This window comes from Rhizobium sullae, assembly GCF_900169785.1.
GTDB lineage: Bacteria > Pseudomonadota > Alphaproteobacteria > Rhizobiales > Rhizobiaceae > Rhizobium > Rhizobium sullae.
Map to the genome: position 1 here is coordinate 1 of NZ_FWER01000058.1, position 14,360 is coordinate 14,360.

General features: G+C 60.2%; 16 protein-coding genes. 11 read left to right on the forward strand and 5 right to left on the reverse strand.

Features of this window, described 5'->3' with window-relative positions:
* Positions 1 to 64: 64 nt before the first annotated feature.
* The 3 genes from BN1800_RS32420 to BN1800_RS32430 all read right to left on the reverse strand — a co-directional run bounded on the left by BN1800_RS32420 (position 65) and on the right by BN1800_RS32430 (position 2,345).
* Entirely contained in the window at positions 65 to 646 is a 582-nt protein-coding gene (locus BN1800_RS32420) for an alpha/beta fold hydrolase (RefSeq protein WP_087003713.1), read from the reverse strand.
* A gap of 351 nt (positions 647 to 997) precedes the next feature.
* The gene (locus BN1800_RS32425) at positions 998 to 1,462 is read right to left on the reverse strand and encodes a low affinity iron permease family protein (RefSeq protein ID WP_027512416.1); all 465 of its coding nucleotides are present in this window, start codon (positions 1,460 to 1,462) and stop codon (positions 998 to 1,000) included.
* Positions 1,463 to 1,547: 85 nt separating this feature from the next.
* A complete protein-coding gene (locus BN1800_RS32430; protein WP_087003716.1) occupies positions 1,548 to 2,345 on the reverse strand; it encodes a DUF2189 domain-containing protein in 798 nt (265 codons plus the stop codon).
* Between the two features lie 166 nt (positions 2,346 to 2,511).
* Between BN1800_RS32430 and BN1800_RS32435 the strand changes: the two genes are divergently transcribed.
* The 7 genes from BN1800_RS32435 (at position 2,512) to BN1800_RS32460 (ending at position 8,017) form a co-directional block, all read left to right on the forward strand.
* Positions 2,512 to 3,066, forward strand: a complete 555-nt coding sequence (locus tag BN1800_RS32435) for an RBBP9/YdeN family alpha/beta hydrolase (RefSeq protein WP_027512414.1) — start codon at positions 2,512 to 2,514, stop codon at positions 3,064 to 3,066.
* A 153-nt stretch (positions 3,067 to 3,219) separates the two neighbouring features.
* Positions 3,220 to 5,445, forward strand: coding sequence for a bifunctional diguanylate cyclase/phosphodiesterase (locus BN1800_RS32440; protein ID WP_087003804.1), 2,226 nt, complete (start codon positions 3,220 to 3,222; stop codon positions 5,443 to 5,445).
* A gap of 228 nt (positions 5,446 to 5,673) precedes the next feature.
* Complete coding sequence (gene purC, locus BN1800_RS32445; RefSeq protein WP_027512412.1) at positions 5,674 to 6,438, forward strand: phosphoribosylaminoimidazolesuccinocarboxamide synthase; 765 nt, start codon at positions 5,674 to 5,676, stop codon at positions 6,436 to 6,438.
* 33 nt (positions 6,439 to 6,471) lie between these two features.
* On the forward strand, positions 6,472 to 6,714 hold the full coding sequence (gene purS, locus BN1800_RS32450; RefSeq protein WP_027512411.1) for a phosphoribosylformylglycinamidine synthase subunit PurS: 243 nt from the start codon (positions 6,472 to 6,474) through the stop codon (positions 6,712 to 6,714).
* 18 nt (positions 6,715 to 6,732) lie between these two features.
* Positions 6,733 to 6,900, forward strand: coding sequence for a hypothetical protein (locus BN1800_RS41700; protein WP_167333931.1), 168 nt, complete (start codon positions 6,733 to 6,735; stop codon positions 6,898 to 6,900).
* Positions 6,897 to 7,568 carry a phosphoribosylformylglycinamidine synthase subunit PurQ gene (gene purQ, locus BN1800_RS32455; protein ID WP_027512410.1) on the forward strand — a complete coding sequence of 224 codons (672 nt, stop codon included), beginning with the start codon at positions 6,897 to 6,899 and terminating at the stop codon, positions 7,566 to 7,568. The genes BN1800_RS41700 and purQ overlap by 4 nt, the downstream gene beginning before the upstream one ends.
* Positions 7,569 to 7,615: 47 nt before the next feature.
* A complete protein-coding gene (locus tag BN1800_RS32460; RefSeq protein ID WP_027512409.1) occupies positions 7,616 to 8,017 on the forward strand; it encodes a hypothetical protein in 402 nt (133 codons plus the stop codon).
* Here the strand turns inward: BN1800_RS32460 and BN1800_RS32465 are convergent, their stop codons facing one another.
* Positions 8,018 to 8,326 carry a DUF1127 domain-containing protein gene (locus BN1800_RS32465; RefSeq protein WP_143534202.1) on the reverse strand — a complete coding sequence of 103 codons (309 nt, stop codon included), beginning with the start codon at positions 8,324 to 8,326 and terminating at the stop codon, positions 8,018 to 8,020.
* A 17-nt stretch (positions 8,327 to 8,343) separates the two neighbouring features.
* On the opposite strand from BN1800_RS32465, the gene BN1800_RS32470 reads away from it, so the two are divergent.
* From BN1800_RS32470 to BN1800_RS32485, 4 genes are all read left to right on the forward strand, one after another.
* Complete coding sequence (locus BN1800_RS32470; protein ID WP_087003722.1) at positions 8,344 to 9,762, forward strand: aminotransferase-like domain-containing protein; 1,419 nt, start codon at positions 8,344 to 8,346, stop codon at positions 9,760 to 9,762.
* Positions 9,763 to 9,931: 169 nt separating this feature from the next.
* Positions 9,932 to 10,456: an acyloxyacyl hydrolase gene (locus BN1800_RS32475; protein ID WP_244564737.1), complete on the forward strand. Its 525-nt coding sequence runs from the start codon at positions 9,932 to 9,934 to the stop codon at positions 10,454 to 10,456.
* A gap of 127 nt (positions 10,457 to 10,583) precedes the next feature.
* Entirely contained in the window at positions 10,584 to 12,818 is a 2,235-nt protein-coding gene (gene purL, locus BN1800_RS32480) for a phosphoribosylformylglycinamidine synthase subunit PurL (protein WP_087003729.1), read from the forward strand.
* A gap of 19 nt (positions 12,819 to 12,837) precedes the next feature.
* Positions 12,838 to 13,071: a BolA/IbaG family iron-sulfur metabolism protein gene (locus BN1800_RS32485; protein WP_027512404.1), complete on the forward strand. Its 234-nt coding sequence runs from the start codon at positions 12,838 to 12,840 to the stop codon at positions 13,069 to 13,071.
* A 22-nt stretch (positions 13,072 to 13,093) separates the two neighbouring features.
* Here the strand turns inward: BN1800_RS32485 and BN1800_RS32490 are convergent, their stop codons facing one another.
* A complete protein-coding gene (locus BN1800_RS32490) occupies positions 13,094 to 14,245 on the reverse strand; it encodes a hypothetical protein (RefSeq protein ID WP_087003732.1) in 1,152 nt (383 codons plus the stop codon).
* Positions 14,246 to 14,360 lie beyond the last annotated feature (115 nt).

Consider the following 14,360-nt stretch of genomic DNA (forward strand, 5'->3'; position numbering starts at 1 on the left):
CGCAGACGAAATCCTCGCCTCCGTCAGACGCTTCTGCCAAAAAACAATGAACCGAACTTCGGATTCAGGTGACTAGGTCCTGTTCTACTAACCGTCGTGCAGCGCCGGCATCATGCGGATGCAAAGTGCTGGCTACCATGCGCGCATCCCTTGTCATGAAGTCGAGGACGCTTGCGCGGTTGCTCCAGTCGACCGCCTCTGCCGTTGCCGCGTGCTCGCCATAGGCTTCCGTGAACGGCGGCAGACCGTCAATCCCCAGCGGACTGGAGCTGATTAACGTCAGCGTCTTGACGCGATCCGGATGGCCAAGCGTTACCCACTGAGCGATCATGCCGCCGAGCGACATCCCGACGAGATGGGCCGTTTCGATCCCATATCCGTCAAGGATCGCGATTGCATCTTCCGCCATATCAGCGAAGGCATAGCCTGGTTCACCGGTTGGATAGGCCGTGGAGAGCCCGGTGTCCCGATTGTCGTAACGGATCACGTACCGGCCGGAAGCCGCAATACGCTCGCAGAATTCGTCCGGCCACCATAGCATCGAAGCCATCGCGCCCATGCTGAGCAGCACTGCGGGATTCGAATGATCGCCGAATGTTTCTGTCGCCAGTTTCACGTCTCCGCTGTTGATCGTCAATTTGACCATGCTTGTTCCTTCTCGATTGGGAAGCCTTCCGCCCCGCGCACTGCGTCTTCTGCTGGCTTCACGATGAGCTCACGAGCGGAGTGAGTGACGGCTGCTCTGCCGATAAGGATGTGTGATTGCAATTAGCAACTGGTTGCAAAATAAAATCAAAATTGCGTGCATGCAACCGATTTTTATACGGATGCAACAGGATGAAGCAGGCGCGCCAACGACGTGAGAGGAACGGGAGATGTTTGTGATTTCCGAAGAAATCGCCCACACGGGAATATCTCATGGGCTGCTATGAGGGATATTCCCGCCAACCGCCACTTTCGATATTTCGGGGAACGCTGACGTCAGGGGGTGCCGTTTTCATTTCTGCTTTCGTGCTTTCGACGGCGCAACGCGTTTACTGCCCGGCGATCTCGTGCCTTTTCTTCCACCAGCCTCCGATACCGAGCCGGCTTCCGTCGAGCCTTTCTCTTTGGCGGCCTTTGCCACCAACCGGTCCATGTGTTCCAGAGCCTCGTCGTCGAGATTTTCGATGCCGATGAAGCGGTTCTCGGCACGGCTGGTCAGGATGAGTTCATCGAGCTTGGCCTGGATGGCGCGGGTATCGCGCGTCTGCGCGTTCTGCAGTACGAACACCATGAGGAAGGTCACGATCGTCGTGCCGGTATTGATGACCAGCTGCCATGTTTCCGAATAGTCGAAGAAAGGCCCTGAGACGGCCCAAACGATGACGGTCGCAAGCGCGAGGACGAAAATAGCCGGCTTGCCCGCCCATTCCGACACCGTGCTGGCGAAACGGGCAAAGACCTGCTGCGGCGTTGCCATGGCAACCTCCTTCAAAAGCATCGTCAGATTAACTTTGAAAGAGGTTGCAGGTTCCGCCCGCTCAACGCACAGACTGCAGCTCGCCTTATGCGGGCGCGATCAGTTTTCTATAGAGATGCCATGTCGCGTGGCCGAGTATAGGCATCACTAGGGCCAGGCCGACGAACAGCGGGATCGTGCCCACGATCAGCGCCGCGGCAATGATCAAGCCCCACAACATGACCGGCAGCGGATTGACGACAGTGGCGCGGATCGATGCCGCCATCGCAGCCACGAGCCCGACGTCGCGATCGAGAAGTAGAGGGAAAGTGACGACGGTCGTCGCCAGAACCACGATCGCGAAGACAAGTCCCAGCAGATTGCCCCAGACGATCAACTGCATGCCTTCGGACGTGCCAAATATCTGCGATATGAACACCTCGATCGACCGTGGGAAAACGTCGCCGAACAGGCTCGTGTAGAGTGCCTGAGCGGCAACGAGCCAGACGATGAAGAAGCCAAACAGCAGCAATCCGCCGACGATGATGGACGGCAAGGCGGGCGACTGCCTGACTTCGAGCGCATGCGCCCACGACGTATCGAGACCGGCCTCACGGCGGCGGCTGATTTCGTAGAGCCCGATGGCGGCGATCGGCCCGATCAGCGCGAAGCCGGACATCAGCGGAAAGATCATCGGCAACAGGTTGGCGCCCGATGACGCAAGGAAGAGGAAAATGCCGGCGATCGGATACATGAGGCATAAGAACACGTAGTGAGAAGGCTTTTCGCGAAAATCGTCCAGCCCCCGCCGGAGCGCGTCGAAGACGTCTGCGGTACTGATCTTGTTGACGGCAAGGCGCGCATAGCGCTCACCGGATCCTGTCATGACATGAAATGCCGGCATGGCTTTCTCCTCCGTAAGCCGATCAACCGGCGGCGGAAAAGTGTCGGCAATGACGCAGCCGACACGAGAATCCGCAACCGGCAATGGCGCGATCATAACGAATTTCGCCGCCGTTGTCGCGCTTTCCCTTGACAGAGCGGCCAAGCTTTCTCACATCGGCGGCATCATGAAAGCTTCTGACCTCGATATTCTCATCATCCCCGGCTACACGAATTCCGGTCCCGACCACTGGCAGAGCCGCTGGGAAGCAAAGCTCAGCACGGCGCGGCGCGTCGAACAGGCCGAATGGTCGAAGCCGGTCCTCGACGATTGGGTCGCCCGCATCGCCGAGGAAGTGAACGCCTCCTCCCGCCCCGTTGTCCTTGTCGCCCACTCGCTTGGCATACCGTCGGCCATCCACGCGATCCCGCGTTTCAGGAAGAAGGTGGCCGGCGCCTTCTTCGTGGCGCCGCCCGAGGTCGCCAACCCGAAGATCCGCCCGAAGCATCTGATGACTTTCGGCCCCTACCCGCGCGAGCCACTGCCCTTCCCTGCGATCACGGTGGCAAGCCGCAACGATCCTTTCGGCAGCTATGAGCATGCCGACGACATCGCCGCAAGCTGGGGCTCGCTTCTGATCGACGCCGGCGAATCTGGCCATATCAACGCGGAGTCAGGTCACGGCCCCTGGCCCGAAGGCACGATGGTCTTCGCGCAATTCCTGAGCCGCCTGAAGCCTTAGGCTCTGGAAAACCGAAAGTTTTCCACGTCCTTCAGGCATTGCTTAACAATTATTTTATTCAATAACTTCAAACTGCCTACACGCGAATTGAGCGAGTGCGCAGTGAAGAATCGAAAACAGGTCAGCGCCATCGATACGGACGACAAGCTTGTGATGAAGCCGGCACCGGATGCCTCCGATCTGGCCGAACGCGAGAGCCGTTGGAACTATGCGCTCGTTGGTTCCGGGCTCGGCGTCTGGGATCACAACAACCGGGCTGGGACCAAATACTACTCCGACACTTGGAAAGAAATCCGCGGCCTGGCTCCGGACGAGGAAGCCGACGGGGACTATGAGGAATGGATCAAACTTCTTCATCCCGATGACCGGGATTTCGTCATTGAGGCCATCGGGAAGCAGATCGCCGGCGACCCGGATTACCATGTTTTCGAATACCGGGAGCGCCACAGGGACGGCCATTGGGTCTGGATCGAATGCCGCGGCGCGTGTGTGGAGTGGGACGAAGACGGCGCCCCTGCGCGCATCGTCGGCACGGATACGGACATCACGGCCCGCAAGCGATCCGAGGAAATGCTCGAGCACCTATCGCGCAGGCTGGATCTCGCTCTCGAAATCTCGCGCATCGGCGTTTTTGAGGCCGATCTCGATGCCGGAACCGTCGAGTGGGACGACCGCTTGCTGGCGATGTACGGGCTTGAGGGCACGCCGCGCATAAAGCTCAGTGAAGCATGGGAGCAGGCGCTGCATCCGGACGACCGCGAAGGCACGCTGAAGAACCTGGAAATAAGTCTCGAAAAAGACCGCGGCCTGCTGCAAGAGTTCCGCATCATCCGCGGCGACGGCGCCGAACGCGTCATTCGCGCCCGCTCGGCTTTCTTCTTGGATGCCGACGGCAAGCGCAAGCTCATTGGCGCAAATTGGGATGTGACCGAAGAGGTCAGTCTTCGCAACGATCTGCAGAAGGCGAAGGATCTCGCGGAAGCCCGCAATCAGGAGCTCGAAGCCGCCAGGGAAAGCATCGAGCATCTGGCGCTTCACGACTATCTCACTGAGCTGCCAAACCGCCGCTATCTCGACCGCATGCTTGACGAGCGCTCCGCCGAATGCCGCGAGAATGGCCTGACGCTCGCAGTCCTGCATATCGACCTCGATCGCTTCAAGCAAATCAACGATACGCTCGGCCACCGCGCCGGCGATGCCATGCTGAAACATGTGGCCAGGGTGCTGAAAGAGAGTGTGCGCTCGAGCGATTTCGTTGCGCGCATCGGCGGCGACGAGTTCGTCGTAGTCTGCACGATCGACAGCGCTCCGAAAAAGCTTTCCAACATGGCGGCCCGCATCATCCGCGAGCTGAGCAAGCCGGTCCGCTACGAAGGCCACGACTGCCGCTTCGGAGCCAGCATCGGCATCGCCGCCGACAGCGGCAGGGATCTCGATGCAAAGCAGTTGCTGCTCAATGCCGATATCGCGCTTTACCGCGCCAAGGGCGCAGGCCGCAACCGCCATGAATTCTTCTCGAGGGACGCCCGCCGCACCATCATTGCGGCAAAGCGCCTGTCGGATGAAATGCTGCTTGGACTGGAGCGCAACGAATTCATTCCCTTCTATCAATTGCAGTTCCATGCCCGGACCCTGGAGGTTGCCGGCGTGGAGACGCTGGCGCGCTGGCGGCATCCGGAGCACGGACTGCTGACACCCGGCCACTTCCTGACGATTGCCGAAGATCTCGACGTCGTCTCGGCGATCGACAGCCTGATCCTCGAAAAGGCGCTGGCCGATCGCGCCGCCTGGGCGAGAGACGGTTTTGTCGCACCGAAGCTTTCGGTGAATGTCTCCTCCAGGCGCTTGGCCGATCCGGGCCTTGGCAAGAAGCTGCGGGCGCAAAAAATCGAGCCGGGCATCCTCTCCTTCGAACTCCTGGAATCCATATCGCTTGACGATTGCGACGATGCCGTCCTGGCCAATCTCAGGCAGTTTCGCAAGCTCGGGATCGATATCGAGATCGATGACTTTGGTACAGGCCACGCCTCGATCGTCAGCTTACTCAAGCTCAGCCCGCGCACGCTGAAGATCGACCGGGAGCTGATCCGCATGCTGCCGCAGTCGGCCGAGCAGAGAAAGCTCGTCCGCTCCATCATCGACATCGGCCGTTCGCTGAACATCCTCGTCACGGCCGAGGGCGTCGAAAGCATGGATCATGTCCGCGTCCTCGGCGATCTCGGCTGCGACATGCTGCAAGGTTATGCGCTGGCGCGGCCGATGCCGGCTATGCAGATTCCAGCTTTTGTACGCAATGCGGGCTGGCGGCGGCACGATGGCGGCGCCCGCGCCCTTCAGGGCGCTCTTCGCCACCAAATCAAAAGCAACCGCAGCAAATAAAGCTTGCATAAGCGGCCGCGCTGGCGGCAGCGATTCCACGGTGTCACAAAAACCTGTAAGCTTGTATCCAGAAAATCTTCGATTCTCTTGGGCCAAGTTCCTACATATTGGAATTGGGAGAAGGAGTGACAGGCGCATTGTGAAACTCTTTCTTTTCCTTTATGGGGACGCCACGAGGTCCATCCACTCGCGCTATCCCAAGAGCGCCAACGACAGAGAACAATTAAAATGAACCGTCGCCGCCGTATCTACGAGGGCAAGGCCAAGATTCTATATGAGGGACCGGAACCGGGCACGTTGATCCAGTTCTTCAAGGATGACGCCACGGCCTTCAACAAGAAGAAACACGAAGTCATCGATGGCAAGGGCGTTCTGAACAACCGCATTTCGGAATTCATCTTCAACCATCTGAACAAGATCGGCATCCCGACCCACTTCATCCGCCGCCTCAATATGCGCGAGCAGCTGATCCGGGAAGTAGAGATGATCCCGCTCGAGATCGTCGTGCGCAATGTCGCTGCCGGCTCGCTCGCCAAGCGCCTCGGTATCGAGGAAGGCGTGGTCCTGCCGCGCTCGATCATCGAATTCTACTACAAGTCCGATGCCCTCGACGATCCGATGGTCTCGGAAGAGCACATCACCGCCTTCGGCTGGGCAAATCCTGCGGAACTCGACGACATCATGGCCCTCGCCATCCGTGTCAACGATTTTATGACGGGTCTCTTCCTCGGCGTCGGCATCCAGCTCGTCGATTTCAAGATCGAATGCGGCCGCCTGTTCGAAGGCGACATGATGCGCATCATCCTTGCCGACGAGATTTCGCCGGACTCCTGCCGCCTCTGGGATATCGAAACCCATGAGAAGATGGATAAGGACCGCTTCCGCCGTGATATGGGCGGGCTTCTTGAAGCCTATTCCGAAGTCGCGCGCCGCCTCGGCATCATCAACGAAAACGAGCCTGTGCGCGGCACCGGCCCCGTTTTGGTCAAGTAAGACGTTCTGGTCAAAGACAGGGAAGAAGAAGAAGTGATCAAGGCTCGTGTCACCGTCACGCTGAAAAACGGCGTTCTCGATCCGCAGGGCAAGGCAATTGAGGGCGCGCTCGGCGGCCTCGGCTTCACAGGCATCGGCCACGTCCGCCAAGGCAAGGTCTTCGACCTCGAGCTCGAAAGCGCCGACAAGACGAAGGCTGAAGCCGACCTCAAGGCCATGTGCGAAAAACTCCTCGCAAACACGGTGATCGAGAATTATACTATTTCTCTCGACTGACGGTTGCAGAAAGTCGTGATGGTCGAGGTGAATCAAGAGCTCATGTATGAGCTGTTGAAAAAGATGCACCAGCGTATCGACTATGGTGTCCTTGCACGGCATGAAGACCGGCTGGAGCGCATTGAAAATCGTCTCGAACTTCGAGAATTGGCAGAAGCACAAGCAAGGTTTGAACCGCACCCATGAAATCAGCCGTCGTTCAACTTCCAGGCCTCAACCGCGATCGCGACATGATCGCAGCGCTGACGAAAATCTCGGGCCGCGCGCCCGTGACGATCTGGCAGACGGAAACCGATATTCCAGACGTCGATCTGATCGTCATCCCGGGCGGCTTTTCCTATGGCGACTATCTGCGCTGCGGCGCGATCGCGGCGCGTATGCCGGTAATGCAGGCGATCATCGCCAAGGCCCAAAAGGGCGTCAGGGTTCTGGGTGTCTGCAACGGCTTCCAGATTCTCGTCGAGGCCGGCCTGCTGCCTGGTGCGCTGATGCGCAACGCCTCACTGAGATTCGTCTGCCGTGAGATCAAGCTCGAGGTCGCCAACGCCGACACCGATTTCACCCGCGCCTATGCCAAGGGCCAGGTCATACGCTGCCCGGTCGCCCACCATGACGGCAACTATTTCGCGGACGCCAAAACGCTGGCTGAGATCGAAGGCAATGGCCAGGTGGTTTTCCGTTATGCGGAAGGCACCAACCCAAATGGCTCGATCAACGACATTGCCGCGGTGATGAACGCCAAGGGCAATGTGCTCGGCATGATGCCGCATCCGGAAAACCTGATCGAGGCAGCCCACGGCGGCTCCGACGGCCGCGGGCTGTTTGCCTCTGCGCTCGACGTAATCGCTGCTTAACCTTCCCCGCGTAAGACGCACTCAACAGGTCCACCGGAGCAAGATTGATGCGCCTTTCCATGAACATTGCCGTGGTTGCGGCTGTCGGTGCGCTTTGCGTTCCAATCGCCTCGTGCCAGTCCAGGGCGCCGTCTCCCGGCCCGGATCGTAGCGCACTCTCCACCATGGAGCGCGTTGCCGTCGGCGCCAATTCGTGCTGGTTCAAGTCCGGCGATGCTGCGTTTTCAGCCTACCGCCTGGCGCCGGAACTCAACTCCTTTTCGGGCCGCCCGCGAATCCTGGTTGTCCACAAGAACAACCCGGAAGGCAGGCCGCTGCTCGTCGTCCAGGCCGAGGGCAATCCCGCTCGCCTGCAAGCTTTCGGGCCGATGATGTCCGAGCCTGTTTCCACCCGCATTGCCGCGGACGTGACCCGTTGGTCTGGCGGCGGCGGCAAAACGTGCCGCTGATCAATCCCAATAGCGTGACTTGCTGATTTCCTTCGCTGCATCGACGGGCGAAAGTCCGATATCGCGCAGCTGCCAATCCGCCATCTCCCGCAAGGCACGCCGGCTTTCGCGCTTCACGCTCCAGCAAGACAGCTTGTCCCGAATCCTGGCAAACAGCCCCTGCGCCGGCACGGGTTGCATTTCGTGCCGTTCACCGATGGAAACAATTGACACAATATGCTGATCGATCTTCTGAATGATAGACATCGTCATGAAGGTCCGCTTCGTTACTGACAATTGTTCATACGCTTGACAGACAAAGGGTGACAATCTATCGAATTGTTACCATGACAAATTGGCTTCCCGATCTTTCGCGCGGCTCCGGTCCGGTCTATATGCGCCTGGCGGACAGCATCGAATCCGCAATTGCCAGCGGCACCCTCCCCGCAGGCAGCAAACTGCCGCCGCAACGGAACCTTGCTTATGATATCGGCGTGACGATCGGCACAATCGGCCGGGCCTATGCCTTGGTCCATGAGCGCGGATTGGTGGCGGGCGAAGTCGGCCGCGGAACCTATGTGCTTGATCGCGCGGAGACGCCGCCAGGCGAACAGGCCGATCCACTGACGATTTCGCTTGGCGGTACACGCGTTCTAGACGCACCGTCAAACAAGATCCGCTTCGACACCACCGCGGCCCCCGATCTCGGCCAGGGCCGCATTATCGGTCAGATCCTCGCCGAAATCGGCGAGCAGAACATTTCGGAAATATCCTCCTACTCCCGCAATTTTCCGCGAAACTGGTTCCAGGCGGGGCAGAAGTGGCTGGCGCGAAACGGCTGGACGCCGGAGACCGAGAATATCGTTCCGACGCTCGGCGCCCACGCGGCAGCTGTGTCGATCATCTCGGCTGTGTCCTCGCCTGGTGACAAGATCGTCTTCGAGAACCTCAGCTACACGCAGGTGAGCCGCAGCGCCCGCCTGTTGGGCCGGCGGACGATCACTGTCGATTCCGACGAGAATGGCGTCCTTCCCGATGATTTCGAACGGCTATGCCAGCAACAGCATCCCAAGCTCGCCTTTCTGATGCCTACCGCACACAACCCGACGCTCGCAACCATGCCCCATGAGCGCCGCGTCGCGATTGCTGCAACGGCCCGCAGGCATGGTGTCTGGCTGATCGAGGACGACCTTTATGGCGGCATGACGGGCGACGGGATACCGTTGCTGGCGTCGCTTGCGCCCGACCGCACCTTCCTCGTCAACGGGCTTTCGAAATCGGTCGCTGCCGGTGTCCGCGGCGGATGGGTCGCCTGCCCGCCGCATTTTGCCCAACGGATCAAGGTCACGCACAAGATGATCACGGGCGGATTGCCGTTCATTCTCGCGGAGACCTGCGCGCGCCTCGTCGAAAGCGGCAGCGCGCACGCCATGCGCAAGGCAAGCATCACCGAACTCGCCACACGCGAGCGGCTCGTCCGCGAATTGCTGGACGGGTTCGATTTCGAATCGCATCCGCACGTCCCCTTCCTGTGGCTGAAGCTGCCCGATCCATGGATGTCTGGCACCTTCAAGAACGCCGCGTTTCGGGATGGCGTGCTGGTGGACGATGAGGATGAATTCAAGGCCGCCCGCGCCGACAAGGTCTATCACCGCGTGCGCATCGGCTTCTCGTCGCCGAAGAGCAAGGACGCTCTTAAGAACGGCCTGATCATCTTGAGAAGCCTGCTTGAAGGCGGCGGCTCGGCCTATGTCGGCGAGATATGAGCCTGCGGAAATGAGTGTCCCGGAAGCCGAAGCATAAGACAGCGTGCTGGCTTGGCAGCGACTCATGCTACCAATTCTCCTGTTCTGCTGTTGGCGCGGAATAAGGAGGATACCGGATGACAACCGCTGGGCGTTGATGCCACGTTCCTTGAGTATTCTGTTGGCCTCAATGATAGCCGACGTCTCGGACGTCTCAGCATCCGCGCACGCGCAGGATTGGATTTTTGACGAGCTGCGTTTTGGCGCCTCGGCCTCGGTCCAGAGCGGCGGAGAAAGGGAGGACGGCGTTTTCCCCGAAGTCACGATATTCTTCGATCCCTTCGGCTCCGGTTCCGCCGCAAACTGGACACAGAAGCTGATACGCCCCCGCATCCATCTCGGCACCTCGATTGGGACCGGCGGCGAAGCGACACAGGTCTTCAGCGGCTTTTCCTGGACCGCCGATTTCAATGACAAGCTCTTTGCCGAAGCGGGCTTCGGCGGCCTAATCCACACCGGCAATCTCGATGACGAGGACGATAGGCCGGCGCTCGGCTGCCATTTGCTGTTTCACGAATATATCGGCGTAGGCTACCGCTTCGACACCCACTGGAACGTGATGGCACAGGTTGCCCACTCCTCCCATGCCAATCTTTGCGACGGTCCGAACGACGGCATGACGCGCGCAGGCGTCCAGATCGGGTATAAATTCTAGTCGAACGCCTGCATCAAAGGCGCTTTGTCCGCTCTTTGTTGACGGCGGGCATTTTCCTGTCGCGCGCCGCGCTTACATAGGCTAAAGACACCGAAAAACGCGCAACGGCAGGGACTTTCGAGAGCTCATGACCATTTCTAATACCCGCCCAATCACCCCCGAACTCATCGCCAGCCACGGCCTGAAGCCGGACGAATATCAGCGGATACTGGACTTGATCGGACGCGAGCCGACCTTCACCGAGCTCGGCATCTTCTCCGCCATGTGGAACGAGCACTGCTCGTACAAATCCTCGAAGAAGTGGCTACGCACGCTTCCGACCAAGGGGCCGCGTGTCATCCAGGGACCGGGCGAGAACGCCGGCGTTGTCGATATCGACGACGGCGATTGCGTCGTCTTCAAGATGGAGAGCCACAACCACCCCTCCTATATCGAGCCGTATCAGGGTGCTGCGACCGGCGTCGGAGGAATCCTGCGCGACGTCTTCACCATGGGTGCACGGCCGATCGCCGCGATGAATGCACTGCGCTTTGGCGAGACGGATCATCCGAAGACCCGCCACCTCGTCTCCGGCGTGGTTGCCGGCGTCGGCGGCTACGGCAATTCCTTCGGCGTTCCGACCGTCGGCGGCGAAGTCGAATTCGATGCCCGCTACAACGGCAACATCCTCGTCAACGCCTTTGCGGCAGGGCTTGCGAAATCGAACGCCATCTTCCTGTCGGAAGCCAAGGGTGTCGGCCTTCCGGTCGTCTATCTCGGCGCCAAGACCGGCCGCGACGGCGTCGGCGGCGCGACCATGGCATCGGCGGAGTTCGACGAGTCGATCGAGGAAAAGCGCCCGACCGTTCAGGTCGGAGACCCCTTCACCGAGAAGTGCCTACTGGAAGCCTGCCTTGAGCTGATGCAGACCGGCGCCGTCATCGCCATCCAGGATATGGGCGCGGCCGGCCTCACCTGCTCGGCTGTCGAGATGGGCGCCAAGGGCGATCTCGGCATCCTGCTCGATCTGGACAAAGTTCCGGTCCGCGAAGAGCAGATGACCGCCTACGAGATGATGCTCTCGGAAAGCCAGGAGCGCATGCTCATGGTGCTCGAGCCGGACAAGGAAACGGTTGCCAAGGCGATCTTCGTCAAATGGGGTCTCGATTTCGCGATCGTCGGCAAGACGACCGACGACCTGCGTTTCCGCGTCGTGCACCAGGGCGAGGAAGTCGCCAACCTGCCGATCAAGGATCTCGGTGACCAGGCGCCGGAATATGACCGTCCCTGGCGGGAATCCGGCAAGCGCGCGCCGCTCCCGGCGGAGCTTGTTGCGGAGCCGGAAGACTATGGCAAGGCGCTGCTCACGCTCGTCGGTTCGCCGAACCAGTCCAGCCGCCGCTGGGTCTACGAGCAGTATGACACGCTGATCCAGGGCAATTCGCTGCAGCTTCCGGGCGGCGACGCAGGCGTCGTCCGCGTCGAGGGCCATCCGACCAAGGCGCTCGCCTTCTCGTCCGACGTCACGCCGCGTTATGTCGAAGCCGATCCGTTCGAAGGCGGCAAGCAGGCGGTTGCCGAGTGCTGGCGCAACATCACCGCGACGGGCGCGGAGCCGCTGGCTGCGACCGATAACCTCAATTTCGGCAATCCCGAGAAGCCGGAAATCATGGGCCAGTTCGTCGAAGCCGTGAAAGGCATCGGCGAAGCCTGCCGGGCGCTCGATTTCCCGATCGTTTCCGGCAACGTATCGCTCTACAACGAGACCAATGGCATCGCGATCCTGCCGACCCCGACGATTGCAGGCGTCGGCCTGCTGCCCGATTGGCAGGCGATGGCCCGCATCGGCGGCGCATCCGAAGGCGACCAGCTGATCCTGGTCGGCGTCGACGGCAGTCACCTCGGCTCCTCGATCTACCTGCGCGATATCCTCGGCAGCAGCGATGGCCCGGCGCCGGAAGTCGATCTCTTCGCCGAGCGCCGCAACGGCGAATTCGTCCGGTCCGCAATCCGCAACGGCCAGGTCACCGCCTGCCACGACATCTCGTCCGGCGGCCTGGCGCTGGCGCTCGCGGAAATGGCGATGGCATCGGATAAGGGCCTGATCGTGACGCTTGCCAAAGGCAAGGGTGCGCCGCACGCGCTCCTCTTCGGGGAAGATCAGGCACGCCACGTCATCGCGGTCAAACCGGATGTTGCTGATTTCGTCTGCGCCAATGCGGAAGGTGCCGGCGTGCCCTTCCGCCGCCTCGGCACGGTTGCCGGCAGCGATCTCGTGATCGACGATCTGTTGTCGCTGCCCATTCAGCAATTGCGCAACGCCCATGAATCGTGGTTCCCTGAATTCATGAACAGCGCAGAGGCACTGGCCGCTGCGGAATGATGTGCAAGGAGTAACGATCATGGCCATGAAACCCGGCGATATCGAAGACCTGATCAAGGCCGGGATACCCGGTGCCAAGGTGACGATCCGCGACCTTGCCGGCGACGGTGATCATTACGCCGCCGAAGTCGTGGCCGAAGCCTTCCGAGGCAAGAGCCGCGTGCAGCAGCACCAGATGGTGTATGAGGCCCTCAAAGGAAACATGGGCGGCATCCTGCACGCCCTGGCCCTGCAGACATCGGCCCCCGAGTGATCTTCGAGATAACAATGCCCGGTCACAAGCCGGGCATTTCTTTCAATCCACCGTCGGGGAAAAGACCGGCGGGCATGGGACCCGCCGTCAGCAGCGTGAAATCGAAGGGTCCCCGCAAATCCGGCCCCAACACGTATTGCCGGTGCACGCGCAGAAAATCCCGTTTGATCTTTTTGTAGTGTTCTGGCGTCAGCATCTGCTTGACGCGGATGAACTGCATCTTCGCCTGCGGCGCATTCCGATGCCCCGAGGCCGCCACGACCGGCACCTTGTAGAAATGGATCGCGTCTGTCAGGCAGTGCACGTCGAGCCAGAAGACGGATCGGCAACGCGCGATCAGCGCGACACGCGCCCGCAATGCTTTTGCGGATGACAGCAGCGCGCATTGCAGCACCGCCGAACCGAGCGAAGCAAAGGTGACCTTCTTGCCGTCGAAGAGCGCCGGCTCCTTTTCAAGCAGCGAGCCGACGACATGCGCGGCAACGCTCGATCCCATGCTGTGCGAGGAGATTACATATTCGTCGGCATCCTCCTGCAGCGCCTCGCGCACGGCTGATGCACAGCGCTCCAGCCACGCGGCAAACTTGGGGCGATCCATACGCCCGAGTGCAACCGCCATTTCCCAGTCCGCGAAGAGATGCAGGGTGTAGAAGCGTTCGGCGAATGGCAAGAAGATATAAGTGAAAAAGACAGCAGCTGCCGGAAGGCTCCAGACGAGATGCCAAACCTCAAGGCTGAAGCCGATCGGCGCTGCCGCGATCGTGGCCGCTAGCATAAGGCCGAGGAGCATCAGCAGGAACGGAAAGATGAAGAAAAGGCCAAAGCGCCAGGCATGGCGGAAATAGCCGTTCAATCCCCCGTCCACGATGATGCTGCCACAGGCGGCAAAGCCGTCGAGAATGCGCTTCGTCACCGGTTTGGCACTAAGATGCCGCACCAGCACATCGTGATCGAAAACATGAACCCTGCTTGCCGTCTGCCAGAGATCGGAGGCTGCGCGTACATCGAATTTCGCAAACCCGTCGCAATCGTCTATCTCGCCTATCTGCGCCTCGAAGCCCCAAACCTTTCCGCTCTGTCTGGCGGTTCGCTCGTAGCGCGCCCGGTGCGCCTTCCCGTCCAGCGGCTCGAAACCCGGGAAGTGAAGCACCACCCTCTTGCTGATCAAATTCATAAATATATCTTTCCAGCGAGTCCGCGCCGCCAACTCGCAGATCGCGCATGCATGGGAAATGTGGCGGAAAAAGCTCTCGTGCCGTTGAAGGGCGCTTGCTAACGGAAAGCATCCG

Coding starts and splice junctions, on each gene's coding strand:
- BN1800_RS32460 (WP_027512409.1), top strand. CDS start 7,616: ATGCGCCTTTCCATGAACATTGCCGTGGTTGCGGCTGTCGGTGCGCTT.
- BN1800_RS32485 (WP_027512404.1), top strand. CDS start 12,838: ATGGCCATGAAACCCGGCGATATCGAAGACCTGATCAAGGCCGGGATA.
- BN1800_RS32475 (WP_244564737.1), top strand. CDS start 9,932: ATGATAGCCGACGTCTCGGACGTCTCAGCATCCGCGCACGCGCAGGAT.
- BN1800_RS32470 (WP_087003722.1), top strand. CDS start 8,344: ATGACAAATTGGCTTCCCGATCTTTCGCGCGGCTCCGGTCCGGTCTAT.
- BN1800_RS32435 (WP_027512414.1), top strand. CDS start 2,512: ATGAAAGCTTCTGACCTCGATATTCTCATCATCCCCGGCTACACGAAT.
- purL (WP_087003729.1), top strand. CDS start 10,584: ATGACCATTTCTAATACCCGCCCAATCACCCCCGAACTCATCGCCAGC.
- BN1800_RS32425 (WP_027512416.1), bottom strand. CDS start 1,462: ATGGCAACGCCGCAGCAGGTCTTTGCCCGTTTCGCCAGCACGGTGTCG.
- purQ (WP_027512410.1), top strand. CDS start 6,897: ATGAAATCAGCCGTCGTTCAACTTCCAGGCCTCAACCGCGATCGCGAC.
- BN1800_RS41700 (WP_167333931.1), top strand. CDS start 6,733: ATGGTCGAGGTGAATCAAGAGCTCATGTATGAGCTGTTGAAAAAGATG.
- BN1800_RS32490 (WP_087003732.1), bottom strand. CDS start 14,245: ATGAATTTGATCAGCAAGAGGGTGGTGCTTCACTTCCCGGGTTTCGAG.
- BN1800_RS32430 (WP_087003716.1), bottom strand. CDS start 2,345: ATGCCGGCATTTCATGTCATGACAGGATCCGGTGAGCGCTATGCGCGC.
- BN1800_RS32420 (WP_087003713.1), bottom strand. CDS start 646: ATGGTCAAATTGACGATCAACAGCGGAGACGTGAAACTGGCGACAGAA.
- BN1800_RS32440 (WP_087003804.1), top strand. CDS start 3,220: ATGAAGCCGGCACCGGATGCCTCCGATCTGGCCGAACGCGAGAGCCGT.
- purC (WP_027512412.1), top strand. CDS start 5,674: ATGAACCGTCGCCGCCGTATCTACGAGGGCAAGGCCAAGATTCTATAT.